The 26,907-nt window shown below is 70.9% G+C and carries 26 protein-coding genes; 11 read left to right on the top strand and 15 right to left on the bottom strand.

Annotation, left to right across the window (positions count from 1 at the left end):
- Positions 1-4 precede the first annotated feature (4 nt).
- Positions 5-1,333, bottom strand: coding sequence for a histidine kinase (locus ACLJQM_RS28435; RefSeq protein ID WP_410633418.1), 1,329 nt, complete (start codon positions 1,331-1,333; stop codon positions 5-7).
- Positions 1,334-1,634: 301 nt separating this feature from the next.
- On the opposite strand from ACLJQM_RS28435, the gene ACLJQM_RS28430 reads away from it, so the two are divergent.
- From ACLJQM_RS28430 to ACLJQM_RS28410, 5 genes are all read left to right on the top strand, one after another.
- Entirely contained in the window at positions 1,635-2,306 is a 672-nt protein-coding gene (locus ACLJQM_RS28430; protein WP_360776233.1) for a VC0807 family protein, read from the top strand.
- A 39-nt stretch (positions 2,307-2,345) separates the two neighbouring features.
- The gene (locus ACLJQM_RS28425) at positions 2,346-3,539 is read left to right on the top strand and encodes a macrolide family glycosyltransferase (RefSeq protein WP_410633417.1); all 1,194 of its coding nucleotides are present in this window, start codon (positions 2,346-2,348) and stop codon (positions 3,537-3,539) included.
- Between the two features lie 181 nt (positions 3,540-3,720).
- Positions 3,721-4,707, top strand: coding sequence for an ABC transporter ATP-binding protein (locus ACLJQM_RS28420; protein WP_410633416.1), 987 nt, complete (start codon positions 3,721-3,723; stop codon positions 4,705-4,707).
- A complete protein-coding gene (locus tag ACLJQM_RS28415) occupies positions 4,704-5,540 on the top strand; it encodes an ABC transporter permease (RefSeq protein WP_410633415.1) in 837 nt (278 codons plus the stop codon). The genes ACLJQM_RS28420 and ACLJQM_RS28415 overlap by 4 nt, the downstream gene beginning before the upstream one ends.
- Before the next feature lie 86 nt (positions 5,541-5,626).
- The gene (locus tag ACLJQM_RS28410; RefSeq protein WP_281506243.1) at positions 5,627-6,286 is read left to right on the top strand and encodes a response regulator; all 660 of its coding nucleotides are present in this window, start codon (positions 5,627-5,629) and stop codon (positions 6,284-6,286) included.
- 54 nt (positions 6,287-6,340) lie between these two features.
- Here the strand turns inward: ACLJQM_RS28410 and ACLJQM_RS28405 are convergent, their stop codons facing one another.
- The 8 genes from ACLJQM_RS28405 to ACLJQM_RS28370 all read right to left on the bottom strand — a co-directional run bounded on the left by ACLJQM_RS28405 (position 6,341) and on the right by ACLJQM_RS28370 (position 16,300).
- Positions 6,341-7,396 (bottom strand): DegT/DnrJ/EryC1/StrS family aminotransferase, encoded by a 1,056-nt coding sequence (locus ACLJQM_RS28405; RefSeq protein WP_410633414.1) that lies wholly within the window; start codon positions 7,394-7,396, stop codon positions 6,341-6,343.
- Between the two features lie 29 nt (positions 7,397-7,425).
- Entirely contained in the window at positions 7,426-8,778 is a 1,353-nt protein-coding gene (locus ACLJQM_RS28400; RefSeq protein ID WP_410633413.1) for a glycosyltransferase, read from the bottom strand.
- Positions 8,779-8,782: 4 nt separating this feature from the next.
- A complete protein-coding gene (locus ACLJQM_RS28395; protein ID WP_360776247.1) occupies positions 8,783-9,814 on the bottom strand; it encodes a GDP-mannose 4,6-dehydratase in 1,032 nt (343 codons plus the stop codon).
- A 323-nt stretch (positions 9,815-10,137) separates the two neighbouring features.
- The gene (locus tag ACLJQM_RS28390) at positions 10,138-12,987 is read right to left on the bottom strand and encodes an AAA family ATPase (RefSeq protein WP_410633412.1); all 2,850 of its coding nucleotides are present in this window, start codon (positions 12,985-12,987) and stop codon (positions 10,138-10,140) included.
- 723 nt (positions 12,988-13,710) lie between these two features.
- On the bottom strand, positions 13,711-14,199 hold the full coding sequence (locus tag ACLJQM_RS28385; RefSeq protein WP_247020444.1) for a hypothetical protein: 489 nt from the start codon (positions 14,197-14,199) through the stop codon (positions 13,711-13,713).
- A gap of 12 nt (positions 14,200-14,211) precedes the next feature.
- Entirely contained in the window at positions 14,212-14,814 is a 603-nt protein-coding gene (locus ACLJQM_RS28380; RefSeq protein WP_247020442.1) for a TetR/AcrR family transcriptional regulator, read from the bottom strand.
- Positions 14,815-14,972: 158 nt separating this feature from the next.
- Complete coding sequence (locus ACLJQM_RS28375; RefSeq protein WP_360776254.1) at positions 14,973-15,419, bottom strand: nuclear transport factor 2 family protein; 447 nt, start codon at positions 15,417-15,419, stop codon at positions 14,973-14,975.
- Between the two features lie 5 nt (positions 15,420-15,424).
- Complete coding sequence (locus ACLJQM_RS28370) at positions 15,425-16,300, bottom strand: TIGR03619 family F420-dependent LLM class oxidoreductase (RefSeq protein ID WP_410633411.1); 876 nt, start codon at positions 16,298-16,300, stop codon at positions 15,425-15,427.
- A gap of 148 nt (positions 16,301-16,448) precedes the next feature.
- Here ACLJQM_RS28370 and ACLJQM_RS28365 point away from each other — a divergent pair, with 148 nt between their 5' ends.
- Positions 16,449-17,267 (top strand): hypothetical protein, encoded by an 819-nt coding sequence (locus tag ACLJQM_RS28365; protein WP_360776259.1) that lies wholly within the window; start codon positions 16,449-16,451, stop codon positions 17,265-17,267.
- 28 nt (positions 17,268-17,295) lie between these two features.
- Here the strand turns inward: ACLJQM_RS28365 and ACLJQM_RS28360 are convergent, their stop codons facing one another.
- Together ACLJQM_RS28360 and ACLJQM_RS28355 are read right to left on the bottom strand one after the other, a co-directional pair.
- The gene (locus ACLJQM_RS28360; RefSeq protein WP_410633410.1) at positions 17,296-18,105 is read right to left on the bottom strand and encodes an Fpg/Nei family DNA glycosylase; all 810 of its coding nucleotides are present in this window, start codon (positions 18,103-18,105) and stop codon (positions 17,296-17,298) included.
- Entirely contained in the window at positions 18,105-18,578 is a 474-nt protein-coding gene (locus tag ACLJQM_RS28355) for a ribose-5-phosphate isomerase (protein WP_247020431.1), read from the bottom strand. Before ACLJQM_RS28355 ends, ACLJQM_RS28360 begins: the two co-directional genes overlap by 1 nt.
- A gap of 45 nt (positions 18,579-18,623) precedes the next feature.
- Between ACLJQM_RS28355 and ACLJQM_RS28350 the strand changes: the two genes are divergently transcribed.
- Together ACLJQM_RS28350 and ACLJQM_RS28345 are read left to right on the top strand one after the other, a co-directional pair.
- Entirely contained in the window at positions 18,624-19,346 is a 723-nt protein-coding gene (locus tag ACLJQM_RS28350) for a 2-phosphosulfolactate phosphatase (RefSeq protein WP_410633409.1), read from the top strand.
- Positions 19,343-20,152, top strand: coding sequence for an MBL fold metallo-hydrolase (locus ACLJQM_RS28345; protein WP_410633408.1), 810 nt, complete (start codon positions 19,343-19,345; stop codon positions 20,150-20,152). The genes ACLJQM_RS28350 and ACLJQM_RS28345 overlap by 4 nt, the downstream gene beginning before the upstream one ends.
- Before the next feature lie 29 nt (positions 20,153-20,181).
- On the opposite strand, the gene ACLJQM_RS28340 is transcribed toward ACLJQM_RS28345, so the two are convergent.
- On the bottom strand, positions 20,182-20,802 hold the full coding sequence (locus tag ACLJQM_RS28340; protein WP_247020425.1) for a DsbA family protein: 621 nt from the start codon (positions 20,800-20,802) through the stop codon (positions 20,182-20,184).
- Positions 20,803-20,955: 153 nt separating this feature from the next.
- Here ACLJQM_RS28340 and pepN point away from each other — a divergent pair, with 153 nt between their 5' ends.
- Positions 20,956-23,523 carry an aminopeptidase N gene (gene pepN, locus ACLJQM_RS28335; RefSeq protein WP_360776629.1) on the top strand — a complete coding sequence of 856 codons (2,568 nt, stop codon included), beginning with the start codon at positions 20,956-20,958 and terminating at the stop codon, positions 23,521-23,523.
- Positions 23,524-23,586: 63 nt separating this feature from the next.
- Here pepN and ACLJQM_RS28330 read toward each other — a convergent pair whose 3' ends face one another.
- Both ACLJQM_RS28330 and ACLJQM_RS28325 read right to left on the bottom strand, forming a co-directional pair.
- Entirely contained in the window at positions 23,587-24,075 is a 489-nt protein-coding gene (locus tag ACLJQM_RS28330; protein ID WP_247020423.1) for a DUF5130 family protein, read from the bottom strand.
- The gene (locus ACLJQM_RS28325) at positions 24,062-24,316 is read right to left on the bottom strand and encodes a hypothetical protein (RefSeq protein ID WP_360776272.1); all 255 of its coding nucleotides are present in this window, start codon (positions 24,314-24,316) and stop codon (positions 24,062-24,064) included. Before ACLJQM_RS28325 ends, ACLJQM_RS28330 begins: the two co-directional genes overlap by 14 nt.
- A gap of 278 nt (positions 24,317-24,594) precedes the next feature.
- Here ACLJQM_RS28325 and ACLJQM_RS28320 point away from each other — a divergent pair, with 278 nt between their 5' ends.
- The gene (locus tag ACLJQM_RS28320; protein WP_410633407.1) at positions 24,595-24,948 is read left to right on the top strand and encodes a hypothetical protein; all 354 of its coding nucleotides are present in this window, start codon (positions 24,595-24,597) and stop codon (positions 24,946-24,948) included.
- A 100-nt stretch (positions 24,949-25,048) separates the two neighbouring features.
- Here ACLJQM_RS28320 and ACLJQM_RS28315 read toward each other — a convergent pair whose 3' ends face one another.
- Positions 25,049-25,546, bottom strand: a complete 498-nt coding sequence (locus tag ACLJQM_RS28315) for an HNH endonuclease (protein WP_315863255.1) — start codon at positions 25,544-25,546, stop codon at positions 25,049-25,051.
- Between the two features lie 394 nt (positions 25,547-25,940).
- Here ACLJQM_RS28315 and ACLJQM_RS28310 point away from each other — a divergent pair, with 394 nt between their 5' ends.
- Positions 25,941-26,891 carry a mechanosensitive ion channel family protein gene (locus ACLJQM_RS28310; RefSeq protein WP_360776278.1) on the top strand — a complete coding sequence of 317 codons (951 nt, stop codon included), beginning with the start codon at positions 25,941-25,943 and terminating at the stop codon, positions 26,889-26,891.
- The last annotated feature ends 16 nt before the right edge of the window (positions 26,892-26,907 follow it).

Here is a 26,907-nt window from a genome sequence, read left to right as displayed (position 1 = left end):
CAGTTTACTGTTCGGCTGATGGCAGGACGCACGGAATGAGGATGGTAATTTCGGTCGGGCCGCCCGCCGGGCTGTCGATTTCCACGACGCCGTCGAACGCCGCGACCCGCCGCTGGACCCCGACGAGCCCGCTGCCGCGGCTGAAGTCGGCGCCACCCTTGCCGTCGTCGGCGACGACGACCCGCAGGACGCCCGGCCGGTGGGTGACGCTGACCCGCACCCGCTTCGCGGCCGCGTGCTTGGCCGCGTTGGCCAGCAGTTCGGCCACGGAGAAGTAGACCGCCGACTCCAGTGCCGCGTCCGGCCTGCCGATCAGGCCGACCTCGACGTCGGTGGGCACCGGCGCGTCCATCGTGAGGTCCTCGAGAGCGGCGCCGAGGCCGCGGTCGGCGAGCATCGGCGGCTGGATGCCGTGCACCAGCCCCCGCAGCTCCCGCAGCGCGGCCGCGGACAGGTCACGCGCGCCCGCCAGCTGCCGCCGGACCTCGTCGAGGTCGGTGTCGAGCAGCATCTCGGCGGTGCTGAGCGACATGCCGATCGCGATCAGCCGCGCCTGGGCGCCGTCGTGCAGGTCGCGCTCGATCCGCCGCAGCTCCGCGGCCTGCGCGTCGATGGCCGCGGCCCGCGTCGCGAAGAGCCGCTCCACCCGCCGCGTCAGCAGCGTGCGCTCGTCGGGCGCCAGCAGCCACCGCGTCCAGGCCTCGTGCAGGCTGACCGCGCCGGGCGCGGCCACCAGGCCCAGCACCAGCAGCGCGAGCCCCGCGACGGCGGTCCCGGCGACCCCGGCCGGCGTGTCCATGGGCAGCGGGAAGTACCACTCGCCGGTCGCCAGGTGCGGCGCGGTCAGCGGCGAGACCAGCAGGAACGCCCCGAACGCGGCGAGCGCGACCGGCAGGGCCGCCACCACGCCGCCGGTCAGCGGGTTGACCACCAGCCAGCACAGGTCGCGCCAGGTCGCCGGGTCGGTGAAGAACCAGCGGCCGCGGCGCTGGGCCAGGGAGACCCAGCGGAACCGGTGGAAGTCGTAGCCGTTCCAGTACCACCCGTTTTCGGTGCGTTCCAGCACCGGCAACGGGAGGTAAGGCGATTCGATCGCGCGGCCGTAGAGCGACGGCGCGCTTTTCCGGGAAAGGACGGGCAGCACCCGGCACGCGGGAATGGCGACCAGCACGGTCAGCCCCGCGGCCGCGACGTATTCCGGCAGCCAGATCGCCGCGGGCAGCGTGAGAACGCACACCTGCGCGGCCGCGAACAGCACGAGAACGACCAGTCGTGCCATTCCGGCGAAGCCGCGCCGGACGGCCGATGCGCTCCGCTGGGGAATCGACGACATCGGCAGATCATACTCTCCACGGGAGAGTGTTCCTGGTCGGCTCATCGCGTCCCCCATCCCCTCCGGGCGGCCCGATCGGGTCCGCTCGCACTCGAGGTTGTCCCAGTCTGCGGCGCCCCGAGGGGGGAGACAATCGGCTTAGGCCACACATAGGGGTATAGCCAGCCATACCCCTATGTTCGGTCTAACAGGCTCACGCCGACCAGCACCGCGACACTACCGTTGTCAACGCAAGCGGCGCCACGACGCAAGCGAATGGCACCGGAAACGCGACCGAACTCGCGATGACCCAGGAGCAGCAATGAACGAAGCCGGCATCCAGCGCACCCAAGCGGGCACGCAGTCCCACGCGGAACCCCGGAACCCGCGGCTGGCGCTGTTCGCTTCCGCCGCATTCGACCTGATCGTCCCCCTCGCCGTCTACTACATCCTGCGCCAGAACGGCGTCCCGCTGTTGACCGCCGCGATCATCGGTGGCATCGTCCCCGTCGTCCGCACCGTGTACGTCTTCGCCCGGTACCGCAAGATCGACGGGCTCGGCCTCTTCATGGTGACGATGATGGTCATCGGCACCGCAGTTTCCCTGATTTCCGGCGACGCACGGTTCTTCTTCGCCAAGGACGGCTGGCTCACGGCCATGTTCGGCGTCTGGATGCTGATCACGCTGTTCTTCGAAAAGCCGTTCTTCCTGCACGCCGGGGTCAGCATCGCCCGCACCAAGCGGGGCGGCGCCGGCGCCGAGGTCTGGGAGCGCCGCTGGGACACCGAGCCCAAGATGCGCCACGGCCTGCGCCTGCTGACGGTGGTCTTCGGTGTCGGCATGATCGTCGACGCGGTCGTCCGCGTCGTGCTCGCCTACTCCCTGCCGCTCGACGACATCAACCTGGTGACGACCGTGCAGTGGATCGTGGTCCTCGGCGGGCTCATCGGCTTCATGGCCTACTACACCCGCAAGCACGACCTGCGTGCCTGAGGGCCCCCGGCCGACCACCGCACTCCGAGGAGCTTTCCCATGGCACACATCGCGCTGCTGAACATCCCCGCGTACGGGCACATCATGCCGACGCTGGACGTGGCCGCCGAGCTGGTCCGCCGCGGTCACCGCGTCACCTTCGCCACCACGGACCAGTTCGCCGACCTCGTGGCACCGACGGGAGCACGGGTCCTGCGCTACGAGTCGTCCCTGACGCCGAAGCCGCGCACCGAGGACCCGCCCGCCGACTTCGCCGCCTGGCTGCCGCTGGTGCTGGTCATGGAGAGCACCGCGACCATCCCGGTGTTCGAAGCGGCCTTCGCCGACGACGTGCCGGACCTGATCCTGTACGACCGCACGGTCTACGCGACCGGGCGGGTGCTCGCCGCGAAGTGGGGCGTGCCCGCGGTGGAGCTGTTCCCGTCCTTCGCCTACAACGACGAGTGGTCGCTGGCGAAGTTCCTCGGGGAAGAAAACGGTTTCAGCGAGGAGCACCCGGCCCGCGTGGCCTTCCGCGAGAAGATCGCGGAACTGACCGCGGCGCACGGCGTCCCGGAGATCACCCCCGCCGACTTCGCCATCGGCCGCGAGGAGTTCGCGCTCGCGTTCGTGGCGAAGGAGTTCCAGTACCACGGCGAAACGTTCGACGACCACTTCGCGTTCATCGGCCCGTGCCTGGGCGACCGGACGTTCCAGGGCGACTGGCAGCCGCCGTCGGACGGCAAGCCCGTGCTGCTGGTTTCGCTCGGCACGGCGTTCAACGACCGCCCGGACTTCTTCCGGGCCGTCGTGGCGGCGTTCACGGGCGAGGACTGGCACGTGGTGCTGTCGGTCGGCACGCTCGACCAGGCGGAGCTCGGGGAGCTGCCGCCGAACGTCGAGGCGCACGCCGCAGTGCCGCAGCTGGCGGTGCTGAAGCACGCTTCGGCCTTCATCACCCACTCCGGCATGGGCGGGACGATGGAGGCGCTGTACTTCGACACTCCGATGGTGTCGCTGCCGCAGAGCGTCGAGCAGGCCGCGGTGGCCCAGCGCGTCGCCGAGCTCGGCCTGGGCACCAGCCTGGCCGGCCAGGAGCCCACTCCGGAGCTGCTGCGCGAAGCGGTGCAGACCACCGCGGGCGACGAGCGGATCCGGTCCGCGGTCGCGGCGATGGGCGCGAAGGTGCGCGCGGCCGGCGGCGCCGTCCGCGCGGCCGACGAGCTCGAGCGGCACCTCAAGCGCGTCTCCTGACGACTTCGCGCCCGGGCCCCCGCGGCCCGGGCGCGCTTTCCGGCTCGCTGGTTCCTCGAACCAGCCGCCTGTGGGGAAGGGCCGAGGTTGTCCCCCAGCACCACGGCCCTTCCTCACCCCCGTATGCGCACTTTCCGATCCCTCCCGGGCCGCGCGCCCGGTGATTTCCTGGAGGACCAGCGTGCAGGACGCTGTGGTGGTGCGGGACCTCGTGAAGAGGTACCCGAAAGCAGAACGGCCTGCGGTCGACGGCCTCGGCTTCACGATCGCCGCGGGCGAGGTGTTCGGCCTGCTGGGCCCCAACGGCGCGGGCAAGACGACGACGGTCAGCATGCTGACCACGCGCGCGCTGCCGACGTCCGGGCGGGCCGAGGTGGCCGGCATCGACGTCGTCAAGGATGCGACCGCGGCCCGCCAGGTGCTGGCCGTGGTGCCCCAGCGCAACAACCTCGACCAGTCGCTGACGGTGCGGCAGAACCTGCTGTTCCACGCCGCTTACCACGGCATGGGGCGGGCGCAGCGGCACCGCCGGGCCGACGAGCTGATCGAGTGGATGGGCCTCGGCCCGCGGGCGAAGGCCAGGGTGGACGAGATGTCCGGCGGCCAGGCCCAGCGCGTGATGATCGCCCGGGCCCTGATGCACAAGCCGAAGGTGATGTTCCTCGACGAGCCGGCGACCGGGCTGGACCCGCAGTCGCGGCTGTTCGTGCACGAGCGCGTCGCCGAGCTGACGGCCGAGGGCGTCACCGTCGTCGTCACCACGCACGACATGGACGAGGCGGCCAAGCTGTGCGACCGGGTCGGCATCGTCGACCACGGCAAGCTGCTGGCCCTCGACACGACCGAGGCGCTGACCCGGTCGCTGCCGGGCAACACGACGCTCACCGTGGGCGTCACGCTGGCCGACGCGCCCGCCGAAGCCGTCGGCAAGGAGCTGGAGCTGGTGCCCGCCGTCGTCCGGGTCGAGCGGCTCGCCGCGACCGGCCGGGCCGCGGCCGACGAGGGCGCCGTCCAGTTCCGCCTCTACACCGAAGCGGAACCGGCGTCGCTGCTGCCCGGCGTGCTGGCCGTGCTGGGCCGCGAGCGGTGCGAGGTCACGGGGATTTCGTTCGGCAAGCCCACCCTCGAAGACGTGTTCATCTCAATCACCGGACGGGACCTCCGATGACCGCCACGACGCTCACCCCGCAGCCCGGGATCGGCACCGGGACCGGCCAGGCCGGCAGCCCCGGCCAGGCCCGCGCGTTCTTCGCCGTGCTCGGCCGCGACTTCTTCGTCACCGGGCGCGAGCTGCTGCCCTTCCTGGCGCAGATGCTGATCCAGCCGCTGTTCCTGCTGTTCATCTTCGGCAAGGTGCTCTCGCAGATCGGGTACGCGGGCGCCGGGTACGCGCAGATCCTGCTGCCCGGCATGGTCGCGATGAACGCGTTCACCGGGGCGCTGCAGAACACCGCGCTCCCGCTGGTGCTGGACTTCTCGGTGACCAGGGAGATCGAGGACAGGCTGCTGGCGCCGCTGTCGATCCGCCTGGTGGCGGTGGAGAAGATGCTGTTCGGCGCGATCCGCGGCATCATCGCCGGCCTGGTGATGATCCCGATCGGCCTGCTCATCCTCGACGGCGTCCGCTGGGACGTCGCGGCCCTGCCCGGCGTGGCCGGGGTCGTGGCACTGGGTTCGCTGGCCGGCGCGGCGGTGGGCATGGTGCTCGGCACGATCGTCCCGCCGCGGCACATCAACCTGGTGTTCACGATCCTGCTGGTCCCGCTGATCTTCACCGGGTCCGGCCAGTTCCCGTGGCTCAGCCTGTCCGGTTTGCGGTGGTTCCAGGTGATCTGCGCGGCCAATCCCCTGACGTACGTGTCGGAGGCCCTGCGCCGGCTGGTGATGCCGACCCAGGTCCAGTCGATCCCGCTGTGGATCTCCCTGGTGGTCATGGTGGCGGCGACGGTGCTCTTCGGGGTCTTCGGGATCCGCGGTTTCCTGAAGCGCGCGCTGGACTGACGCGGGGTAACCGGGCGGGTGCGGCGACGGTACGGTTGGACCACCCAGCCCCGGCCCCGCCCGGCCCGGAAACCCAGGAGCGGTTCGTGCGCGTTGTCCTCGCGGAGGATCTCTACCTGCTTCGAGACGGCATGACCCGGCTGCTCGAGGCGAAGGGGTTCACCGTCGTGGCCGCGGTCGGCAACGCGACCGAGCTGCTGAAGGCCATCGAGGACCACACCCCGGACATCGCGGTGGTCGACGTCCGGCTGCCCCCCAAGTTCAGCGACGAGGGCATCCGCGCGGCCCTGGAGGCCCGCAAGCGGCGCCCGGGGATGCCGGTGCTGGTGCTCTCCCAGCACGTCGAGCAGACGTACGCCCGCGAGCTGCTGGCGGACGGCACGGGGGCGATCGGGTACCTGCTGAAGGACCGGGTGCTCAACGCCGACCAGTTCGTGGACGCCCTGCGCATGGTCGCGGCCGGCGGGACGGCGATGGACCCCGAGGTCATCTCGAAGCTGCTGGCGAGCCGCTCGCGCCGGGACCCGCTGGACGCGTTGACGCCGCGGGAGCGCCAGGTGCTGGAGCTGATGGCGGAGGGCCGCTCGAACGCGGCGATCGCCCAGCGGATGGTGATCAGCGAAGCCGCCGTGGGCAAGCACACGGCGAGCATCTTCACGAAGCTGGACCTGACCCAGCACGAAGACGACAACCGGCGGGTGCTGGCGGTGCTGACGTACTTGAGCAGCAAGGTGCCGAAGCCCTGATGAAGAGGGCCCGCAGCCGGGGTGGCTGCGGGCCTTTCCTCGTTCAGCGCGCGATCAGCAACCGTAGAACTTCCGCACCCGGTCGGTGATGTACTCCTGATCGGCCTCCGTCAACGACGTGTACGTCGGCAGGTACAGCCCCTCTTCGGCGAACCGGTTCGCGCGCAGCGATGGCCACACCGGGTCGAGGTACATCGGCTGCCGGCTCATCGGCTTGAAGAACACCCGGGTCTCGACCCCCTCGGAAGCGAGGAACTCCCGCAGCTCTTCCCGGCGCTCGCACAGCAGGTCGTACATCCACAGCACGTCGCGGCGCGGCATCAGCGTCACGCCGGGGACGTCCCGCAGCCGGGCGTCGTACCGCTCCTCGATCGACGCCCGCAGCGCCAGGATCGAATCCAGCTTCCCCACCTGGGCGACGGCCACCGCCGCCTGGAGGTTGGTCATCCGGAAGTTGTAGCCGATCTTCTTGTGCAGGAACGTGTGGTCGCGGTTGAACGCCATGCCCCGCAGGTGCTTCATCTGCTCGGCCAGCCGCGGGTCCGACGTGAGGCAGATGCCGCCCTCGCCCGAAGCGATGATCTTGTTGGCGAACAGCGAAAAGCAGGCGATGTCCCCGACCGGGCTCACGCCGTGCGCCTCCGCGGAATCCTCCACCACGCGCAGGTTGTACTCGTACGCCAGCTCCATGATCGCGGTCATGTCGCACCGGCGGCCGTAGACGTGCACCGGCATGATCGCCTTGGTGCGCGGGGTGATCTTCGCTTCGATGAGCGACACGTCGATGTTGAGGTCGTCGCCGCAGTCGACGAACACCGGCGTCGCGCCCGTGTACGTCACCGCCCACGCGGAGGCGATCATCGTGAACTCCGGGACGATCACCTCGTCGCCGGGGCCGATCCCGAGGGCCCGCAACGCCAGCGTCAGCGCCGTCGTACCGGAGGAGCACGCCACTCCGTGCGCCACCCCGTTGTACGCCGCGAACGCCTCCTCGAACCGGGCCACGTACGGGCCCTGCGAGGAGATCCAGCCGCTCGTGACGGCCTCGGTCACGTTGGCCAGCTCGGTTTCGTCCAAGTACGGCTGCGACACCGGGTACTTGATGGACATGTCCTTCCCTTCCCCGACCACGGAATCGATCACCGGACCGCGGCCTGCACGGCGTCGGCCGCGGCCGACGCGCCGCCCGCCGACCGGAAGCGGTCCGCCCAGTCCTCGGCGTTCGCCGTGAACTCCTTCTCCTCCAGCAACCTCCGCAGCTTCGCGACGATCGCGTCCGCGGACACCGTCTCCTCGTGCGAAAGGACCAGGCCGCAGCCGCTGTCGAGGACGCGGGCCGCGTGGTCGTGGCAGTCCATCCAGAACGGCTGCACGAGACCCGGCTTGCCGAAGTAGACGCCCTCGTACGCGCTGTTGCCGCCGCCGTGGTTGTAGTAGACGCGCACGTGCGGGTGGGCCAGGACGTCGAACTGCGACGGCACCCAGTTCTCCAGCCGCACGTTCGACGGCAGGTCCGCCGGCAGCAGCGCGCGCTGGGCCTTGGGCAGCTTCCACAGCACGTGGTGCTCCGGCCCGAGCTTGCGCGCCGCTTCGGCGATCGCCGTCACCTGGGGCGCGGTCAGCCGCATGTGGGTGCCGAACGCCAGGTAGACGACCGACTCGTGCTCGTCGAGCCAGGCCGACAGCGCCGGGTCCGGCTCCACCGCCTCGGGCAGCGGCGGGACGACCGGGCCGACCATCTTCAGGTGCGACGGCGCCGCCTCGAACGGGTACTCCATGCCGAACACCGAGTAGGCCAGGATCGCCTGCGCGCGGTCGGCGTAGGTGGACTGGCCCGCGGTCGCGTTCAGGATGCCGGCTTCCTTGCGGGCCTTGGTGAACTGCACCGCCGGCACCTTCGTCAGCATGCCGAGCAGCAGCCGCAGCCGGAAGCCGAGGTTCGCGAGCTTCTGACGCCCGGAGAGGTCGCGCGGCAGCCCGGTGTTCGGGCTCGGGTAGCTCAGCGGGAGGCGGTCGGCGAAGACCTCGCTGACCGAGATCGGCACGCTGTAGACGTACGGGATGTCCCGCGCGATCGCCGCGTCGGTCGGGTAGACGCTGGAGGAGTCGATGACCATCAGCCCCGGCTTGACCTCGTCGACGACGGCCAGCGCGCGCTCGTACATCGTCACCATGATGCTCGCGTCCGTGACGCCGCTGAGGTAGGCGATGACGTTCTGGGGCCGCGCGGTGAGGCTGCCGGGCTTCGCGGGCTGCGTCGCGGCGGCGTAGAGGTCCGGGTCCCACTCGCCCGGCGGGCGCTCGAGGCGCTCCCCGAACGACACGAACTTCACCGGGTTGTCGGCGGAGATCGCCTCGACGACGGCGCGACGGTCCTCAGTGGACGCGAAGTACAGGTCCGGCACGCCGCGGCGGGCGAGCTCGCCCGCGATGACGAGCAGCGGGTTGATCATGCCGGCGTCGGCGATCGACGCGAACAGGACGGGAGCCATCGTCTCACCAGCTCCCGGCGAGCATCAGTTCGCTGTACTTGTGCTCGTTCGACGCCTTGCGCAGGTCGGCCTCGACCATCATGCGCATCAGCTCTTCGAAGTCGACCGACTGCTTCCAGCCGAGCTCGGCGCGCGCCTTGTCCGGGTCGGCGCAGAGGGTTTCGACCTCCGCGGGCCGCACCAGGGCCGGGTCGACGACGACGTAGTCGCGCCAGTTCAGGTCCACCGAGTCGAAGGCGATCTGGACGGCGTCGCGGACCGAGTGCATCTCCCCGGTGCCGACCACGTAGTCGGTCGCCGTGTCCTGCTGCAGCATCAGGTGCATCGCGCGGACGTAGTCGCCGGCGAAACCCCAGTCGCGCACCGCGTCCAGGTTGCCGAGGTAGAGCTTGTCGCGCATGCCCAGCTTGATCTCCGCCACCGCCATGGTGATCTTGCGGGTGACGAACTCGGCCCCGCGGCGCGGCGACTCGTGGTTGAACAGGATCCCGGAAACCCCGAACATGCCGAAGGATTCGCGGTAGTTCTTGGTGATGAAGTGCCCGTAGGTCTTCGCGACGCCGTAGGGGCTGCGCGGGTGGAAGATGGTCTGCTCGTTCTGCGGGGTCTCGGCGACCTTGCCGTACATCTCCGACGACGACGCCTGGTAGAACCGGATCCCGCCGCCGCCGGTGGGCCGCGACTTGTCCAGCCCGCACACCATCCGGACCGCTTCGAGCACCCGCAGCACACCCATGCCGTTCACCTCGGTGGTGAGTTCCGGCTGCTGCCAGGACATCGGCACGAACGAGATGGCCGCGAGGTTGTAGACCTCGTCCGGCTGCACCAGGTCCACCGCGGCCACGAGGCTGACCTGGTCCATCAGGTCCCCCTCCACGAAGTGGAGATCGGAGACCAGCCTGCTGATCCGCGACTTGCGCGGGTTCGCCTGGCCGCGGACCAGGCCCCAGACCTGGTAGCCCTCGGCCAGGAGGTGTTCGGCCAGGTACGACCCGTCCTGGCCGGTGATACCGGTGATCAACGCACGCTTCGCCATGAATGTGTGCCTTCCTGTGCCACGTAACGAGTGCAGCCCCCGCCGTGGCGTCGTCCGGCCGCCTTGCGAGCAGCTTCGGTGAACCCTGCCGCCGCGAAAATCGCGCTGTACCGCCGAATCCGCGTCCGGTGGTCGGCAACGACGTCCACGCTCGCGCCAGGCCGCCGCGAAGTCAAGGAGATCGGCACCAAGTCAGTGGGCCGCCCCTACCCCGTCCGAAGTGGCCTAGGGGCGGGGCGAAAAACCTAGGGGTGGGCCCGAAACACGCGAAGGAGCCGGGGCCCGCGCGAGGCGGGTCCCGGCTCCTTCGCACCGCCGAGGTGTCAGCGCACGGGCGGTACCGGCCGCAGCGGACGGCGGACCGGGGGCACCGCCTGGTGGTTGACCGCGACGGGCTGACGGGCCGCGCCCGGCACCCGCTCCTGCTGCTCCGGCACCCGCAGCTGCGGTTCCGACGCCAGGTCGCGGCGCCGGGTGACGCTCAGCTTGCGGTAGACGCGCGTCAGGTGCTGCTCCACGGTGCTGACGGTGATGTAGAGCCGGCTCGCGATCTCCCGGTTGGTGTGGCCCCGCGCGGCCAGCCAGCCGACCCGCTGTTCGGCGTCGGTCAGCAGCTTGACGTCGGTGGGCGCCACCGCACCGCGGAGGGAGACCACGACGTCGTCGGAGCCGCCCTCGAGGAAGGACCGCCGCAGCAGCTCCGCCCCGCACTCCTTGGCCAGCGCCCGCGCGTCCCGGCTCGCCGTGCGCGCGATGGCGGGGTCGCCGCCGGCCCGGCTCAGCTCGGCCAGCGTCCGGGCCAGTTCCAGCTTGGCACCGGACTTCTCGAGCGCGTCGGCCGCTTCCTGCATCAGCTTCGGCCGCCGGGCCGGGTCGGCCACGAGCGCGAGTGTCCGCAGCGTGATGCCCCGCGTCCGGTCCCCGCAGTCCGGGCCGAGCTTCGCCGCCTGCTCCTCGGCGAGTTCCCGGGCCTTCTCGCGGTCACCCAGCTTCAGGTAGACCTCCGCGGCGCTGGAGCGCCACGGCACCAGCGACGGCTGGTCCAGGTCCCAGCGCGCCATCTGCTCCCCGCAGGCGAGGAAGTCGTTCAGCGCGGTCGGCAGCCGGCCCGTCGCGAGGTAGTAGTGCCCCCGCGCGTGCAGGTAGTGCAGGCCGAACCGGGTCTCGCCGAGCGCGTCGGGCACCGGCTGGTTGAGCAGCTCCGCCGCCTCATCGAACCGGCCCATCTCGGTCAGCGCCGCGAGCAGCGTGGCCAGCGGGGCGCCGACCCCGATGCCCCAGGCCTCCGGCGTCATCTTCGTCAGCGCGATCTTCGCGTTGCGGGCCGCGAGCGGCAGGTCGCCCTGGCGGAGGGCGACCTCCGCGCGCAGTTCCGCCAGCGACGCCTGCCACGTCGGGGCCGGGCGCCCGGCGGCCTGCGCCATCAGGTGCTCGGCCCAGGTCGCGGCCTTGTCGAGGCGCTCGGCGTAGATCAGCACCGTGGCGGCGAACACCAGGTGCCGCAGGCTGGTGTCGGTCATCCGGGTGCCTTCCAGCACCTGCTCGGCGTCGAGCACGGCCGCCTCGGTCGGGCCTTCGCGGACGGCGCTGGTGAGCGCGTCGACCGCCTTCTGCTGCGAGTTCACCACCAGCCCGAGCCGCGGCGCCGCGGCGTCCCCGGTGCAGGTCGCGAGCATCGGCTCGACGAGGTGCCGCATCCCCGGCACCGAGCTGGCCAGCCACGAGTCGAGCGTGAGCAGCTCGCCGCGGGTGCGGCGGTCGGTGGAGTCGACGAGGTCGCCGAAGGCGTTCGCGATCTCCACGGCCTCGTCGACCCGGCCGAACCACAGCAGGAACTCGAAGATACCGACGACCCGGATGCCCGGCAGGTGCCCGGCGCGGGTCGCGTGCACCAGCTCCGGCAGCCGCCGCATCGCCTTCGCCGGGGTCGTCCGCCACTCGATGTCGGCCAGCGACGCCTTGGCGATCGCGCGGTCGCGGTCGTCGGTGCAGCAGCGGCTGGCCAGCGCGATGCAGGCGCGGGCCAGTTCGACGTCGTCCTCGAGCAGCGCCGCCTCCGACGCCTCGGACAGCAGGTGCTCGGTCCACGGCTCGTCCAGGTTCCCCGCCACGACGTGGGCGGCGATCGCGGTCGGCCGGGCGCCCTGGTCGAACAGCAGGCGCGCGGCCTGGCCGTGGAGGGCGGACCGGACGGCGGGGTCGAGCTCGTCGAGCACCGCCACGCGGGCCTCGGCGTGGCGGAACCGGTGCCCGTCGAGGACGCCGGCCGACTCCAGCGCCCGGCGCACCGGCTCGGCGGTGGCCGGCGCGAAGGAGACCATGCCGCCCGCCAGGGCGATCGGCGACTGCTCGCCGTCGCCGAGGACGGCGAGCGCCCGGGCGAGTTCGAGCGCCCGCGGCTCGCTGGAGTGCAGGCAGCTGAGCACCGCGTGCCGGTAGGCGGGCCCGGCGACGACCCCGCCCGCGCCCGCCGCCCTGGTGTCCTGCACCAGCGCGGTGGCCAGCAGCGGGTTGCCGCCGCTGATCGCGAAGCACTCCGCGGCCAGCGCGTGCGCCTTGCCCTCGTCCAGCTTGCCCGCCAGCAGGACGCCGACGCCGTTGCGGGACAGCGGGGCCAGCCGCAGCTGGCGGCAGTGCGGGCGCCGCATCAGGTCGACGTGGCGGACCGGGCGCCGTTCGCCGGGGTCCGCGCGTTCGGCGAGCAGCACGAGCACCCGGGCGGGCCGGATGCGCCGCGCCATGTGCTGCAGGAACTGCAGCGACGCGGGATCGGCGTAGTGGGCGTCGTCGACGCAGATCACCAGCGGGGTCTCGGCCGACCAGCTGATCACCGCGCTGGACAGGCGGTGCAGGAACCGGCTGTCCAGCAGCGTCGCGTCGGCTTCGGCGTCCTCCACGTACGCCGAAACCTGGTCGACGATGTCCGCGCGGACACCCGGGGTGTGCACCAGCTGGGAAACGACACCCAGCCCGACGGCGGTTTCCGACCGGGCGCCGGAGGCGGACAGCACGACCGCGCCGGTACCGGCGGCCTGTCTGCCGAACTCTTCCAGCAGGGCCGTTTTCCCGCTGGCGACCGGTCCGAGGACGAGGCCGACACCGCCGGCCCCGGAATGGCAGTCGGCGAGCATCTGACTCAGCGTCGCCGTTTCGAAGTCACGTTCGATGAGCATGACGGAACTTCCCCCAGAAATTCTCTGTGTGTTGGATTCCTTCGATCCACGGCCGGCACGACGACCCCCAGGCCGCCGGCTCCGGTTTGTTCCGCGAATCACCAGCACAGGCACGTGTGCGGGCAGGCGAATGCCTCCGCACGCATTGCTTCACGGCAATCACACGGCCCACCGCTCCCCAACGGCGTCGACCGGCGATTGCGAACTCGACCGGCTCGCGCATGAGCCGGCGTCAGTGTCTATTCAGCGTCCCTCACGAAGGACAGCGGTATCCGTTCATCAGACGAACCTTTCCCCAGACCCCAGATCCCCGCAGTTTCCCGGTTGGGTGATTACCTGTCCCGATCACCCGGTCTCCCGCGAGGAGATAACGAACCAGAAGCTACCACCTGCCCCTACGTGCCGCAACGAGCCGCGAAGGGGCTTCACCCGGACCACGATGTCCGTTTGGTCCTGTTCGGCAGGACATTCCGCATACCCGTCCCGACCAGCGTTTACCGTGGGGAAACGCCGGTCGACGGGCAAGGGGCCGAAAGTCGGTGGGCGCTATGAGCCACACCACTTGTTCCTCCCAGTCGAAGCCCCGGCCCGGGGGTTCCGGCATTCGAGTGAGCGGCGGGCAGGCCTTTTTTTCGGGCGTAACCGAAAGGCCGGAAGGAAACAGATTGTGAACATTTTTTTAGCGGGCGCCGCGTCCACGGATCGGGACGCGGCGCCCGTCCGTCAGACCTTCGCGGGAACGCGGCCCTCCTTCGAGAAGTACCCGCGGACGCCCTTGCTGCAGAGCAGCAGGAACAACACCAGCAGCACCACTGCCTGCACGACCTGGCCGGCCCGCATCCAGTTCGGGAATTCGGCCGAGACGACGAGGTACACGAGACCCGCCAGCCCGAGGACGGTCACCAGCATCACGCGGACGTAGGTGCGCCGGCGGCCGAGCTTGAGCCGCGCGGCCAGCCGGACGTAGACGATGGCGATGACCAGCACCGACACCGGGCGGATCCACAGGACGCTTTCGAGCGACGTGCGCGTTTCCGCGTGGTCGGCCGGGTTGGCCTGGCCGGTCGATTCCCAGTGCAGCACCTGGTAGTCGAGGATGCCGTCCTTGTTCAGGAACGTCAGCACCGCGAACGCGATGCTGAGCAGCAGGTTCAGGTAGAGCAGGAAGATGACCGGCCGCAGCGCGCGGCCGGTCGAGGACGAGGTGGCCATGGTTTCCCCAGTTCAGTCGTGCGCGGTGGCACGTTCGACGATGCGGACTAGTTCGGCCGCGTAGGCGGCGACGTCGATCCCCGGACGGCGGATCGATTCGGTGTGGAAGCCGTCTATGGCCTGGCGGATGGTGATCGCCATGACGCGCGGGTCGAACCGGCCGAAGTCGCCGGTCCGCTGACCCTCGCGCAAGCAGGTCTCCAGGACGTCGATGGCGCCGTGGTACCACTCCCCGGTGCCACCGTCGGCCTCGCCGCCGGGAGCCCCGCCGTGCCGCAGGCTTTCGAGCAGCGCGGTGAGTTCGACGGGGTGCTCGGCGATGAACGCCAGGTTCGACTCGATGTAGACCCGCAGCTCCGCCGCTGGCCCGTCCACCGCGTCGATCCGGTCCCGCATGTACGCGAGGCTCGTGGTCAGCACGTCCCGCACGACTTCGGCGATCAGGTCCGCTTTGCCGTCGAAGTGGTAGGAGATCATGCCGGTGCTGCTCAGCCCGGCACGCTTCGCGATCTGCCCGAACGAAGCCTTCGCGTACCCGAGTTCACCGATGGTTTCGATCGCCGCGCGGACGATCTGCGCCCGCCGGGCGTTCTCGGTGAACGTTTTTGCTTGCATGAGCAAAAGGTAGCACGATCGAGCAAACAATCGCCAGAATGCCGTCTTTCCGCAATCGATCAGTTGCGGTACGTGTCGATCTTTTCCCGGGGCACGGGAAAGGCCGCCCCGGAGAACTCCGGAGCGGCCTTCGGTGGGCTTGATCCGCCGGCCGGGCGCTACTCGGTCACCTGCCGGGCGGTCGCCATCGCGCGCTCGGTCTCCCAGAACGCCCGCATCGACCGGATCAGCCCGTCCTCGCCCACCCGGTAGACGAACACCCCGTCGGTGTCCACGCGGTAGCCGCCCGGCAAGTACGTCGTGATCGTGCCGACGTTGGCCACCTCGTCGCCCGCCGCGTGGGAGTCGCGGATCGTGAACTCGAAACGCTCCACGTTGGCGATCGTCTTGTCCCAGAACGCGCTGATGCCGTCGCGGCCGTGGTGGCCCTTGCCCTCCTCGTCGAAGAACGAGGGGCCGACCGGGTCCTCCACCACGGCGTCGGCGGCGAACAGGTCCAGCCACGCCTCCTTGTCGCCCGCCGTCACCGCGGTCATCGACGCGACCGCCGCGCGCCGCGCGGGCGGCTGCTCCGCCGCCGTGTCCCAGCTGACCTGCACACCCACGGCAGTCACTCCTCGAACTTCGCGATGATCTCGGCCCCGAACTTGTGGATCGCTTCCAGCTTCGGCTCGACCGGCGCGTCGAACCCGACGCCGTCGAACACCCACGGCATCGTGATTACGTCGGTGACGCCCGCTTCGGCCTGCTCGCGGTAGCCGTCGAGGCCGAAGCGGTCGATGCAGACCGCCTGGTACTCGAACGGGTCGTCGGCGCGGCCGCGCTCGGCCAGCAGCTCCTTGAGCCGGGCGATGGTCTCGCGCAGCTCTTCGAGCTTCATCATCGCCGACGACCAGCCGTCGGCGACCCGCGCGGCGCGCTTCAGCGCCACCTCGGTGTGGCCGCCGATGTAGAACGGCACCCGCGACGGCGGCGCCGGGCTCATCTGGATCTTGTCGAAGTCGTAGAAGTCGCCGTGGTACTCGGCCATGCCGCCGTCGAGGAGCAGGCGCAGCACGTCGATGGCCTCGTCGACGCGCCTGCCGCGCTTTTCGAACGGGACGCCGCAGTACTCGAACTCCTGCGGCAGCCAGCCGACGCCGAGCCCGAGCCCGAAGCGGCCGCCGGTGAGCACGCTCGCCGAACCCACCTGGCGCGCCAGCAGCACCGGGTTGCGCGAGCCGAGCTTGAGCACCGACGTGTAGAAGTGGATCCGGCTGGTGACCGCCCCCATCGACGCGGTGGCGACGAGCGGGTCGACCCACGGGGTTTCCCCGGTCCAGAACCGGCTGCCGTCGGGGGTGTACGGGTAGTCCGTGTCCACCGTTTCGGCGTAGAAGAGCGAGTCCGGCAGGGCGATGGAGGCGAAGCCGGCCTCTTCCGCGGCCCGGGCGAGCTCGCCCAGCTGATCGAGGGGGTTCATCGCGATCGACAGGGTGAACTTCATGGTGTCGAACTATAACGTGTTCTAGTTTGCTCGGCCAGGTCCGACGGTGTGCCGGATCACTGTCCGGGAACCCTCCGCGTAACGTCCGCGTTGTCCGGATCAAAGGTGACTTCCGGTCACCCGAGCCCCGAACTTCTGGGAGTGGTCCATGGGCACCGCGATCTTCCTGATCGTGCTCGTCGTCGTGATCGTCGGTGGCGGCCTCTATTTCTCGCGGCAGCGCGCCGCGGCCCGGCAGCGGGAGCTCGACGACGCCAAGGCCGACGCCCGGCGCCTGGTCGAGCGGCTCGGCGGTCAGGTACTCAACCTCAACGGCAACGACACCGCGTCGATGCAGGCGATGGCCGACGCGAGCGAGCGCTACAACGCGGCCGGCTCGCAGCTGGAGCAGGCCCGCACCATCGAGCAGGCCCGGCTGGTCAAGGACACCGCCGTCGAGGGCCTCTACTACGTCCGCGCCGCGCGCGTCGCCATGGGCATGGACCCCGGCCCGCAGCTGCCGGAGGAGGCCGAGCGCGAGCGCGCCGGCAAGGTCACCGAGCGCCGTGACGTCGACGTCGAGGGCCAGCACTACGCGGCCTCGCCGGACGCCGGCCAGGACACGCCGTACTACTACCCCGGCGGCCGCGTCGCCGGGCGGCCGGTCCCGCAGGGCTGGTACAGCGAGCCGTGGTGGAAGCCCGCGCTCGTCGCCGGCGCCTGGGGCCTCGGGTCGATGTTCCTGTTCAGCGCGATGTTCTCCGGCATGGGCGGCATCGCCAGCGCCTCGGCGTGGGAGTCGGGCTACGACGCGGGCCAGCAGGACGCGCTCGAGTCCGGCGACGCGGGCGGCGGCGACGGCGGCGACATGGGCGGCGACGGCGGAGGCGACTTCGGCGGCGGCGACAGCGGCGGCGATTGGGGCGGCGGCTTCGACGGCGGCGGGTTCGACGGTGGTGGCTTCGACGGCGGCGGCTTCGACTTCTGACGCCCCGAAGGCCACATCGGGGCGCCGGTCAGGCGGGCTGGCAGGTGGGGCACCAGTAGAGGTTGCGGCCCACCAGTTCCGAGTTCGCCACCGGTGTCCCGCACACCAGGCACGGCTCGCCCGCCCGGCGGTAGACGTAGACCTCGCCGCCGTGGCGGTCGACCCGCGCGGCGCGGCCCATCGCCTCCGGCAGGTGCTCCGGGCGGACCGTGTCGATGCGGCCGACGCGGACGCCGTCGCGCATCAACGTCACCAGGTCGGCCCAGATGTCGTCCCACAGCGCGCGATCGAGCGCGCGGCCCGGGGTCAGCGGCGCGACGCCGTGGCGGAACAGCACTTCGGCGCGGTAAACGTTCCCGACCCCCGCGAGCACCGCCTGGTCCATCAGCAACGCCGCGATCGACGTCTTCGACCGCGAGACGCGCTCCCACGCCCGCTCGGGTTTCGCGTCGCGGCGCAGCGGGTCCGGGCCCAGCCGGGCCTTGATCGCGTCGGCCTGGTCCGGAGAAAGCAGCTCGCAGCGGGTGGGCCCGCGCAGGTCCGTCCAATGTGTCCGGCCGGCCAGCCGCAGCCGGACCTGTCCGACCGGGTCCGGCGCGGGCAGCGCGGCCTCGCCGAACGTGCCGTACAAACCCAGGTGGATGTGCACGATCCCGTGCGGCCCGTAGTCGTGGAACAGGTGCTTGCCGTGCGCCTGCGCGCCGACGAACACCTGACCGTCCAAACGGGACGCTTCGGCGGCGAACCGGCCCTGCGGGCTGCTCACCTCGACGGGGGCGCCGGCGTACCGGCGCTTGTGCAGCCGCGCGAGCCGGTGGAGCGTGTGCCCCTCGGGCATCAGGCCTCCGGCAACGCCGGCGGGGTCCCGGTGCGCTCGTAGTCGAGCAGCTGCTGCACGCGGCGGGCGTGCCGCTCCTCCGGCGAGACCTCGGTCGCGAGGAACGCCTCGACGATCTCGGTGGCCTCGTCGGCGGTGTGCATCCGGGCGCCGACGCCGATCAGCTGGGCGTGGTTGTGCTCGCGGCACAGCTTCGCGGTCTCGACGCTCCACGCGAGGCCGGCCCGCGCGCCGGGCACCTTGTTCGCGGCGATCTGCTCGCCGTTGCCGGAGCCGCCGACCACGATGCCGCGGCTGCCTTCGTCGGCCACCACGCGCAGCGCCGTCTCGACGCAGAACGCCGGGTAGTCGTCGGCCGCGTCGTAGACGTGCGGACCGATGTCGGTCACCTCGTGGCCCTGCTTCTCCAGGTGAGCCACCAGGTGGTTCTTCAGCTCGAAACCGGCATGGTCGGATCCCAAGTAGACACGCACGGCTGGGAGTCTGCCACCACGCCCGGTTTCGGGCATGCTCCGGGGGTGGGCAGCTGGGAGCAATCGGGGTACGACGTGCGGCTCGACTGGGGCGGCGAAGGCGTCGCCGCGCTCGGCCGCGAATGCGCGGTCCTGGTGGTCGTCGACGTGCTTTCCTTCGGCACCACCACGGATCTCGTGGTCGGGCGCGGCGGCCGCGTGCTGCCGGTGCGGTGGCGCGACGAACGCGGCGTCGCACGGGCGAAGGCGGCGGGTGCGGTCATCGCGGGTGAGGCCGGATTCACCCTGCGGCCCTCTTCTGTGACGGAGATCCCGCCGGGGACGCTGCTCGCGCTCCCCTCGCCCAACGGCGCGACCCTGTGCGAAGCCGCCGCCGAGACCGGGGCCGCGGTCCTCGCGGGGTGCCTGCGCAACGCCTCCGCCGTCGCCGCGAAGGCACTCGAGCTCGGCGGGCCGGTTGGGCTCATCGCCGCCGGGGAACGTTGGGGCGTGAACATCTTCGGGGCCGGCGAGACCCTCGGGCCGCTGCGGCCGTGCGTCGAAGACCAGGTGGGCGCGGGCGCGATCGCCGCCGCGCTGGCCCGGCTGGGCGCCTCGCTGTCCCCCGAAGCCGCCCTCGCCGCGCGCGGCGTCGACGTCGAAGCCGTCGCGGGTTGCGTGTCGGGGCGCGAACTGACCGAATCGGGTCACGGCGGGGACGTCGCACTGGCCACGCAGCTCGACGTGAGCCAGGCTGCCCCTGTCCTGAACGAAGGAGTACTGGCATGACCGGCCGCTGGATCGACGTCGCCGACGGCGTGCACGCGCGCCGCTACGAGGAACTGGACCTGACCGTCGGGCTGGTGGTGGGCGCCGAGCGCTGCCTGGTCGTCGACACGCGCGGCGACCTCGAGCAGGGCGCCGAACTGGCCGCGGCGGTGCGGGAGATCACGCCGCTGCCCTGGTCGGTGGCGTTCACGCACGCGCACTTCGACCACACCTGGGGCACCGAGGCGTTCACGCCCTGCGCCGTCTGGGCGCACGAAGGCTGCCGCGCCGAGCTGGCCGAATACGCCGAAAACGCCCGGGCGAAGTGGATCGACTACTACCGCGAAGCGGGCAAGGCCGAGATCGCCGACGCCATCGCGCGCACGACGTTCGTGGTGCCCGACCACCTGTTCACCGACCGGGCCGTGCTCGACCTCGGCGGCCGCACCGCCGTGCTGCTGCACCCCGGCCGCGCCCACACCGACCACGACGCGGTCGTGCACGTCCCCGACGCCGACGTCGTCTTCGCGGGCGACATCGTGGAGAACGCCGAACACGGCTTCAGCGCGTTCTCCTTCAGCGCGGAGTCGGACCTGACCGCCTGGCCGGACACCCTGGACGCGATCCTCGGCCTCCAGCCGCGGGTGATCGTGGCCGGCCACGGCGACCCGGTCGACGCCGACTTCGTCCGCTACCACCGCCACGGCCTGCACGAGCTGCTCGCGCTGAAGGCGGCGATGGGCCGCGGCGAAACGACCGAGGCCGCCGCCGTGGCAGCTTCGCGCTACCCCGGCGACGTCACCCTGGCCGCCCTCGCCACCCCCTGACGCGGAGCTTTCACGTGAAAGCGACGCCGTCAGTCGAAGTTCAGGTCGCCGGTGCGGGTGCGCTTGAGCTCGAAGAAGTCCGGGTAGCTCGCCAGCGCGACCGCGCCGTCGAACACCTTCAGCGCGGCTTCGCCACGCGGGATCGAGCTCAGGACCGGGCCGAAGAACGCCACGCCGTCGATGTGGATCGTCGGGGTGCCGACGTCCTGGCCGACCGGGTCCATGCCCTCGTGGTGGCTCTTCTTCAGCGCCTCGTCGTACTCCGTGGAGTCCGCGGCGTCGAAGAGCTCGGCGGGCGCGCCGATCGCGGCCAGCGCCTCCTTGATGACCTGGTCGCGGTCCTTGTTGCCCTGGTTGTGGTAGCGGGTGCCGAACTCGGTGTAGTACTCACGCAGCATCTCTTCGCCCTTGAGCTGCGAGAGCGCGACGGCGACGCGCACCGGGCCCCAGCCCTTCGACAGCAGTTCCTTGTACTGCTCGGGCAGCTCGTCCCGGCCCTCGTTGAGCACCGACAGGCTCATGATCCGGAAGCGCAGGTCCAGGTTGCGGTGCTTCTCCACCTCCAGGATCCAGCGGGAGGTGATCCACGCGAACGGGCAGATCGGGTCGAAGTAGAAATCGACCTTCGTGGGCTGCTCGGCAGCGGTCATCGGGGTACTCCTGGGTTACGTCTCGATGTGGGCGGACCCCCACACGACGGGCCAACACCGGCGCACCCGAGGTTGTTCCCTTATCGCCGGGCACCCCGTCGCCATGATTGGATGCGGGGAGTTGAAAACCGATACCAACGACCAGAGGTGCCTGTGCCCGCCCCCAACCTGACCCGCGACCAAGCCAAGCTGCGCGCGGATCTGCTCGACGTCACCGCGTACGACATCGAGCTGGATCTGACCGACGGCCACGGCGGACCCGGGGAGAAGACCTTCGCGTCGACGACGACCGTCCGGTTCTCCAGCGCCCGGGCCGGCGAGAACACGTGGGTCGACATCGTCGCCGACCGCGTGCACTCGGCCACCCTGAACGGCTCGGACGTCGACGTCAGCGCCTACGTCGAGGACAAGGGCATCGCGCTGGCCGGACTGGCCGAGGCGAACGAGCTGACGGTGACCGCCGACTGCCGGTACATGAACACCGGCGAAGGCCTGCACCGGTTCGTCGACCCGGTCGACGACGGCGTCTACCTGTACACGCAGTTCGAGACGGCCGACGCCAAGCGGATGTTCGCCTGCTTCGACCAGCCGGACCTGAAGTCCGTCTACCGGCTCACGGTCATCGCGCCGCGGGACTGGAAGGTCGTCTCGAACACGATGCCCGAGTCCACCGAGGAGACGCCGGAAGGCGCCGTCCGCACGGTGTTCAAGGAGTCCGAGCGGCTCTCGACGTACCTGGTCGCGCTGATCGCCGGCCCGTACGCCGAGTGGCGCGACGAGTACACCGACGCCCACAAGACCATCCCGCTCGGGATCTACTGCCGCGCGTCGCTGGCCGAGCACATGGACGCCGACCGCCTCTTCACCGAGACGAAGCAGGGCTTCGGCTTCTACCACGAGAAGTTCGGCACGCCCTACCCGTTCTCCAAGTACGACCAGCTGTTCGTGCCGGAGTTCAACGCGGGCGCGATGGAGAACGCCGGCGCGGTGACGTTCCTGGAGGACTACGTCTTCCGCAGCCGCGTCACCCGCTACGCCTACGAGCGGCGCGCCGAGACGCTGCTGCACGAGATGGCGCACATGTGGTTCGGCGACCTGGTCACCATGCGCTGGTGGGACGACCTGTGGCTGAACGAGTCGTTCGCGACCTTCGCGAGCGTCCTGGCCCAGGCCGAGGCGACCGAGTACAAGAACGCGTGGACCAGCTTCGCGAACATCGAGAAGTCGTGGGCCTACCGGCAGGACCAGCTGCCCTCGACGCACCCGATCGCGGCCGACATCGTCGACCTGCACGCGGTCGAGGTCAACTTCGACGGCATCACCTACGCCAAGGGCGCGAGCGTGCTCAAGCAGCTCGTCGCCTACGTCGGGCTCGACCACTTCCTCGACGGCCTGAAGGTGTACTTCGGCAAGCACGCCTGGGGCAACGCGACCCTGGCCGACCTGCTGGGCGCGCTGGAGGAGGCGTCCGGGCGCGACCTGTCGTGGTGGAGCGCGCAGTGGCTGGAGACCACCGGGCTGAACTCGCTGAGCCCGCGCTACGAGATCGGCGCGGACGGCAGGTTCACGGCGTTCGCCGTCGTGCAGTCCGGCGCGAAGCCGGGCGCCGGTGAGCTGCGCACGCACCGCGTCGCCGTGGGCGTGTACGACGAGGACGCGTCCGGCAAGATCGTCCGGAAGCACCGCGTGGAGCTGGACGTCGACGGCGAGCGCACCGAGGTGCCGGACCTGGTCGGCCAGCCCGCGGGCAAGCTGGTGCTGGTCAACGACGACGACCTGACCTACTGCACGATGCGCCTCGACCCGACGTCGCTCACGACGCTGATCGACCGCGTCGCCGACATCACCGAGTCGCTGCCGCGCACGCTGTGCTGGTCGGCGGCGTGGGAGATGACCCGCGAGGCCGAGCTGAAGGCCCGCGACTTCGTCACGCTGGTCCAGCGCGGCATCCACACCGAGACCGAGGTCGGCGTCGTCCAGCGCCTGCTGCTGCAGGCCCAGACCGCGCTGAACTCCTACGCGGAGCAGGGCTGGGCGGCCTCGACCGGCTGGCCGGCGTTCACCGGGCGGCTGCTGGAGCTCGTCCGCGCCGCGGAGCCGGGTTCGGACCACCAGCTGGCGTTCGTGAACTCGCTGGCGGGCTCGGTGCTGGACGAAGCGACGCTGGCGGTGGTGGCCGGCTGGCTCGACGAGTCGGCCCCGCTCGAAGGCCTGACCGTGGACACCGACCTGCGCTGGCGCCTGCTGCACGCGCTGGTCGCACACGGCAAGGCCGACGCGACGGAGATCGACGCCGAGCTGGCCCGCGACAACACGGCCACCGGCCGCCGCCAGGCGGAGCGCGCCCGCGCGTTGCGCCCGACGGAGGAGGCCAAGTCGGACGCGTGGCAGCGCGCGGTGTACGACGACGAGCTGCCGAACGCGGTCAGCGACTCGCTCATCTCGGGCTTCTCGCACCCGGGCCAGAAGGCGCTGCTGGGCTCGTACGTGCCCCGCTACTTCGAGGTGATCGACGAGGTGTGGCAGCGCCGGTCCAGCGAGCGCGCGCAGCCGATCGCGATCGGGCTGTACCCGTCGTGGGCGGTGGCCCCGGAGACGGTGACGGCCTCGGACGAGTGGCTGGCGGGCGACCACTCGCAGGCCCTGCGCCGCCTGGTGTCGGAGGGCCGGGCGGGCATCGTCCGGGCCTTGGCGGCGCGGGACTTCGACGCGCAGGCCTGACCCAGGCGCCGAACGTAGAAGAGCCCCGCACCTCACCGAGGTGCGGGGCTCTCGCGTAAGAGATCAGCGGGGTGCGGGGCCCGCCTGGTCGGACAGCATGCGCAGCGCGTTCACCAGTCCGCTCACCAGCCCGCGGACGAGGTCGCCCTCCTTGAAGGAGGCCACCATGCTCGCCACCGCCAGCTTGGCACCGCGGTCCGGGAGGCGGGTGTACGCCGTCTTGCCCGTGACGATCTCGATCTTGCGCTCGCCCGGCGAGACCGCGATCAGGACCGCGTTCGCCGGGTCCGTCGTCGTCGCGTGCAGCTTCTCCGCCGCCGCGCGGCTGTCCTCGCCCAGTTCGCCGAGGTACAGGCTGAAGTCGAGGCCGGTCTCCCGGCTCGCGAACGTCAGCGCCTCGTCCAGGCGGGCCAGCTGGCGGGTGTCGAACGGGCCCGACGGCGCGGCCGGCTCGTACATCTTCGCCGCCGACACGCGGCCGCTCGACGTCAGTCCCTCGCCGTAGGCCAGCTCGGACTCGTCGACGCGCTTCGTCAGCTCACCAGTTGCCACGAGCGCCTCCCGCCGCGGTCGCGGCGCCCGAAGGCGCCTTTGTTTCGGCGCCGGCGTGCCGGTGCCCTTCGCCGACCCCGTCGGGGTTGGCGCTCCACCACATGGCCGGGTATTCCCAGGCCTGGCCGGACCGGTACCGCGGGGCGCCGCCGGACCTGCGCCGGAGCGTCAGGAGCCCGGCGAGACCGTAGATGGCCAGCGGGATCACGGCGAAGACCACGATCGTCTCGACAACGTTCACGGCGCTGAGCGTATCGGATGACCTCGGCGGCCACCGCGCGCGCCGCACTCGACCGTTCGTCGTAAGCCGACTGCCGTCCGCCGCTTGGCTCGCGGCCACTGGAACGTTGGGGCGAAGACCGTCGGGCCGAAAGGTTGCAACTCAACGTACAGGCGGCCGCACCCGCCGCTGTCGTCTTGTCGCGGCCTTGAAATCCTCGTAGCTTTTTCACCTGTACGGGCCTTGCGCCCCGCTCTCCAGCCCCAGCAGGTAACGCACCGGTCCCAGGAGGCCTTGCCATGAACAGCGCCCACACCCCCGCACAGGCGATCACCGAGACCTTCTCGTCACCCAGCGACATCGAATTCGTGCCCGGAACACGTGTGACGGCGGGCACAAGGGTTACCCGGGGTACACGTGTCACGCGCGGTACACGCGTAACGGCCGGAACCCGCGTCACCATGGGCACCCGGGTGACGGCGGGCACGCGGGGTACGCGAGTCACCCGGGGCACTCGCGTCACGATGGGCACTCGTGTGACGGCCGGCACGCGAGTCACCCGCGTCACGCGCGGCACGCGGGTCACCCGCGGCACGCGCGTCACCATGGGCACTCGCGTCACCTGCCAGAGCGACTACGCGCTCGCTGCCTGACCCCGTACTCCAGGGACGCACGCACTACCTGAACACGCGCAAGCACCCGGCTCGCCCCGGCCGCCGCAAGGCAGCCGGGGCGCCGGCGCGTCTGGAGCAGCTAAGCGGCCGAGCCGAGGTAGGGCTGCCAGAGCGGGTCGGCCTCCCGGGAATGGGCCAGCAGCCGCCAGTGCGGGCCGTGGGGCGCCCGCGGGACGACGCGCAGCCGCCAGCCGATCTCCGAGAGCAGCCGGTCCGCTTTGCGGTGGTTGCACTTGGCGCAGCAGGCGACGCAGTTCGTCCAGCTGTGGGGCCCGCCGCGGCTGCGCGGCTGGACGTGGTCGATCGTTTCGGCCCGCCCCCCGCAGTACGCGCAGCGGTACCGGTCGCGGTGCATCAGCCCGGCACGGGTGAGCGGCACCTGCGCCCGGTAGGGCACCCGCACGTACGTGCTGAGCCGGATCACCGAGGGCACCGGCAGCGACACCTTCGCCGAATGCAGCTCGATGCCGCCGGGGTCGCCGTGCACCACTTCGGCCTTGCCGCACATCACCAGCACCACGGCCCGCCGCAGCGGGAGCGCGGTCAGCGGCTCGAAAGTGGCGTTGAGCAGGAGCACCCGGCGCCGGCCCCAGGCCGGGGCAGCCGGATCCCGGCCTCTACTACGCTGTCCGGGCGGGCGGGTAACTCCCCCTGGGCGGTTCCCCGGCCCGGCCGGGACGGTTCCGCCGGATGCGGACCCCCCCGTGTAGGCGCGCAGGACCACCTCTGGCGTCTCGTCGGCCGTGGCTTGGCCGGAGGCGCCGCGGGGGCTGGGTTGTCGGTCTGGCACTCGACCACCTCCAGGGGCGTAGGCATAGTCGACCACAGAACAGGCCCCCAGCGCACGTGTGTTACAAGACGTGTCACATCCGCGCGACCCGACATCCACTTGAAGTTGGGCAGACCGACCTGATCGGAAGGATGATCGAACTCCCGTGTCCCCCTTGCTCTCCGTCGCGAAGCCGCCCTGCGTGAGCGACCCCAGCACCTTCTGCTCCCAGGTGTACGCGGCCACCGGCAACGCGTGGCTGGCCGGATCGGCGAACTGGCTGCTCACGAAGCCGCTGAAGATCCTGATGATCCTGGTGATCGCGTTCGTGGTCCGCCTGCTGATCAGGCGCATGATCAACCGGGTCACCACGTTCCCGCGCTCCGGCGGCAAGCTCCCCGCCCTGCTGCGCCCCCTGCGCGAGCGCGCCCCCGAAGTGCTCGGCTCCGCCGTGATCGAACGGCGGCGCCAGCGCGCCCAGACCATCGGCTCCGTGCTGAAGTCGATGGCCACGTTCCTCGTCTACGGCCTCGCGTTCATCCTCGTGCTGGGCGAGCTCGGCCTGGACCTCGGGCCGATCATCGCCTCGGCCGGCATCATCGGCGTCGCGATCGGGTTCGGCGCGCAGAACCTCGTGAAGGACTTCCTGTCCGGCATCTTCATGATGGTCGAAGACCAGTACGGCGTCGGCGACGTCGTCGACATCGGTGAGGCGACCGGCACCGTCGAGGCCGTCGGCCTGCGGATCACCACGCTGCGCGACCTCAAGGGCACCGTCTGGTACGTCCGCAACGGCGAGGTGCTGCGCGTCGGCAACTCCAGCCAGGGCTTCGCGGTCGCGGTCGTCGACGTCCCGCTCGGCTACACGGCCGACGTCGAGCGCGCGACCACCGTGCTCCTGGGCGCCGCGGCCAAGGCCACCGAGAGCGAGGCGCTGAAGGACAACGTCCTCGAGCCGCCGGAGATGCTGGGTGTGGAAAGCGTCACACCGGAAGGCCTCCAGCTGCGCCTGACGGTGAAGGTCCGCCCGGGCAAGCAGTGGGCCGTGCAGCGCGCCCTGCGCGCGCAGCTGCTCGCGGCCCTGGAGGAGGCCGGGTTCGAACCGCCGCTCGGCCGGCTGTTCCCGAGCGTGGTCCCGGCCGTCGAAAAGTAGCGCCGTTACGCTGGGA

Source organism: Amycolatopsis sp. cmx-4-83, assembly GCF_046548815.1.
Taxonomy (GTDB): Bacteria; Actinomycetota; Actinomycetes; order Mycobacteriales; family Pseudonocardiaceae; genus Amycolatopsis; species Amycolatopsis pretoriensis_A.
Note: the sequence above shows the minus strand (reverse complement) of the source record. Positions and strands in the feature narration are given on the sequence as shown.

What these genes read in the sequence shown, in the direction of transcription:
- ACLJQM_RS28435 (WP_410633418.1), bottom strand. Translation starts at nt 1,333, where the DNA reads ATGTCGTCGATTCCCCAGCGGAGCGCATCGGCCGTCCGGCGCGGCTTC.
- ACLJQM_RS28430 (WP_360776233.1), top strand. Translation starts at nt 1,635, where the DNA reads ATGAACGAAGCCGGCATCCAGCGCACCCAAGCGGGCACGCAGTCCCAC.
- ACLJQM_RS28425 (WP_410633417.1), top strand. Translation starts at nt 2,346, where the DNA reads ATGGCACACATCGCGCTGCTGAACATCCCCGCGTACGGGCACATCATG.
- ACLJQM_RS28415 (WP_410633415.1), top strand. Translation starts at nt 4,704, where the DNA reads ATGACCGCCACGACGCTCACCCCGCAGCCCGGGATCGGCACCGGGACC.
- ACLJQM_RS28405 (WP_410633414.1), bottom strand. Translation starts at nt 7,396, where the DNA reads ATGTCCATCAAGTACCCGGTGTCGCAGCCGTACTTGGACGAAACCGAG.
- ACLJQM_RS28400 (WP_410633413.1), bottom strand. Translation starts at nt 8,778, where the DNA reads ATGGCTCCCGTCCTGTTCGCGTCGATCGCCGACGCCGGCATGATCAAC.
- ACLJQM_RS28395 (WP_360776247.1), bottom strand. Translation starts at nt 9,814, where the DNA reads ATGGCGAAGCGTGCGTTGATCACCGGTATCACCGGCCAGGACGGGTCG.
- ACLJQM_RS28390 (WP_410633412.1), bottom strand. Translation starts at nt 12,987, where the DNA reads ATGCTCATCGAACGTGACTTCGAAACGGCGACGCTGAGTCAGATGCTC.
- ACLJQM_RS28385 (WP_247020444.1), bottom strand. Translation starts at nt 14,199, where the DNA reads ATGGCCACCTCGTCCTCGACCGGCCGCGCGCTGCGGCCGGTCATCTTC.
- ACLJQM_RS28380 (WP_247020442.1), bottom strand. Translation starts at nt 14,814, where the DNA reads ATGCAAGCAAAAACGTTCACCGAGAACGCCCGGCGGGCGCAGATCGTC.
- ACLJQM_RS28370 (WP_410633411.1), bottom strand. Translation starts at nt 16,300, where the DNA reads ATGAAGTTCACCCTGTCGATCGCGATGAACCCCCTCGATCAGCTGGGC.
- ACLJQM_RS28365 (WP_360776259.1), top strand. Translation starts at nt 16,449, where the DNA reads ATGGGCACCGCGATCTTCCTGATCGTGCTCGTCGTCGTGATCGTCGGT.
- ACLJQM_RS28360 (WP_410633410.1), bottom strand. Translation starts at nt 18,105, where the DNA reads ATGCCCGAGGGGCACACGCTCCACCGGCTCGCGCGGCTGCACAAGCGC.
- ACLJQM_RS28345 (WP_410633408.1), top strand. Translation starts at nt 19,343, where the DNA reads ATGACCGGCCGCTGGATCGACGTCGCCGACGGCGTGCACGCGCGCCGC.
- ACLJQM_RS28340 (WP_247020425.1), bottom strand. Translation starts at nt 20,802, where the DNA reads ATGACCGCTGCCGAGCAGCCCACGAAGGTCGATTTCTACTTCGACCCG.
- ACLJQM_RS28320 (WP_410633407.1), top strand. Translation starts at nt 24,595, where the DNA reads ATGAACAGCGCCCACACCCCCGCACAGGCGATCACCGAGACCTTCTCG.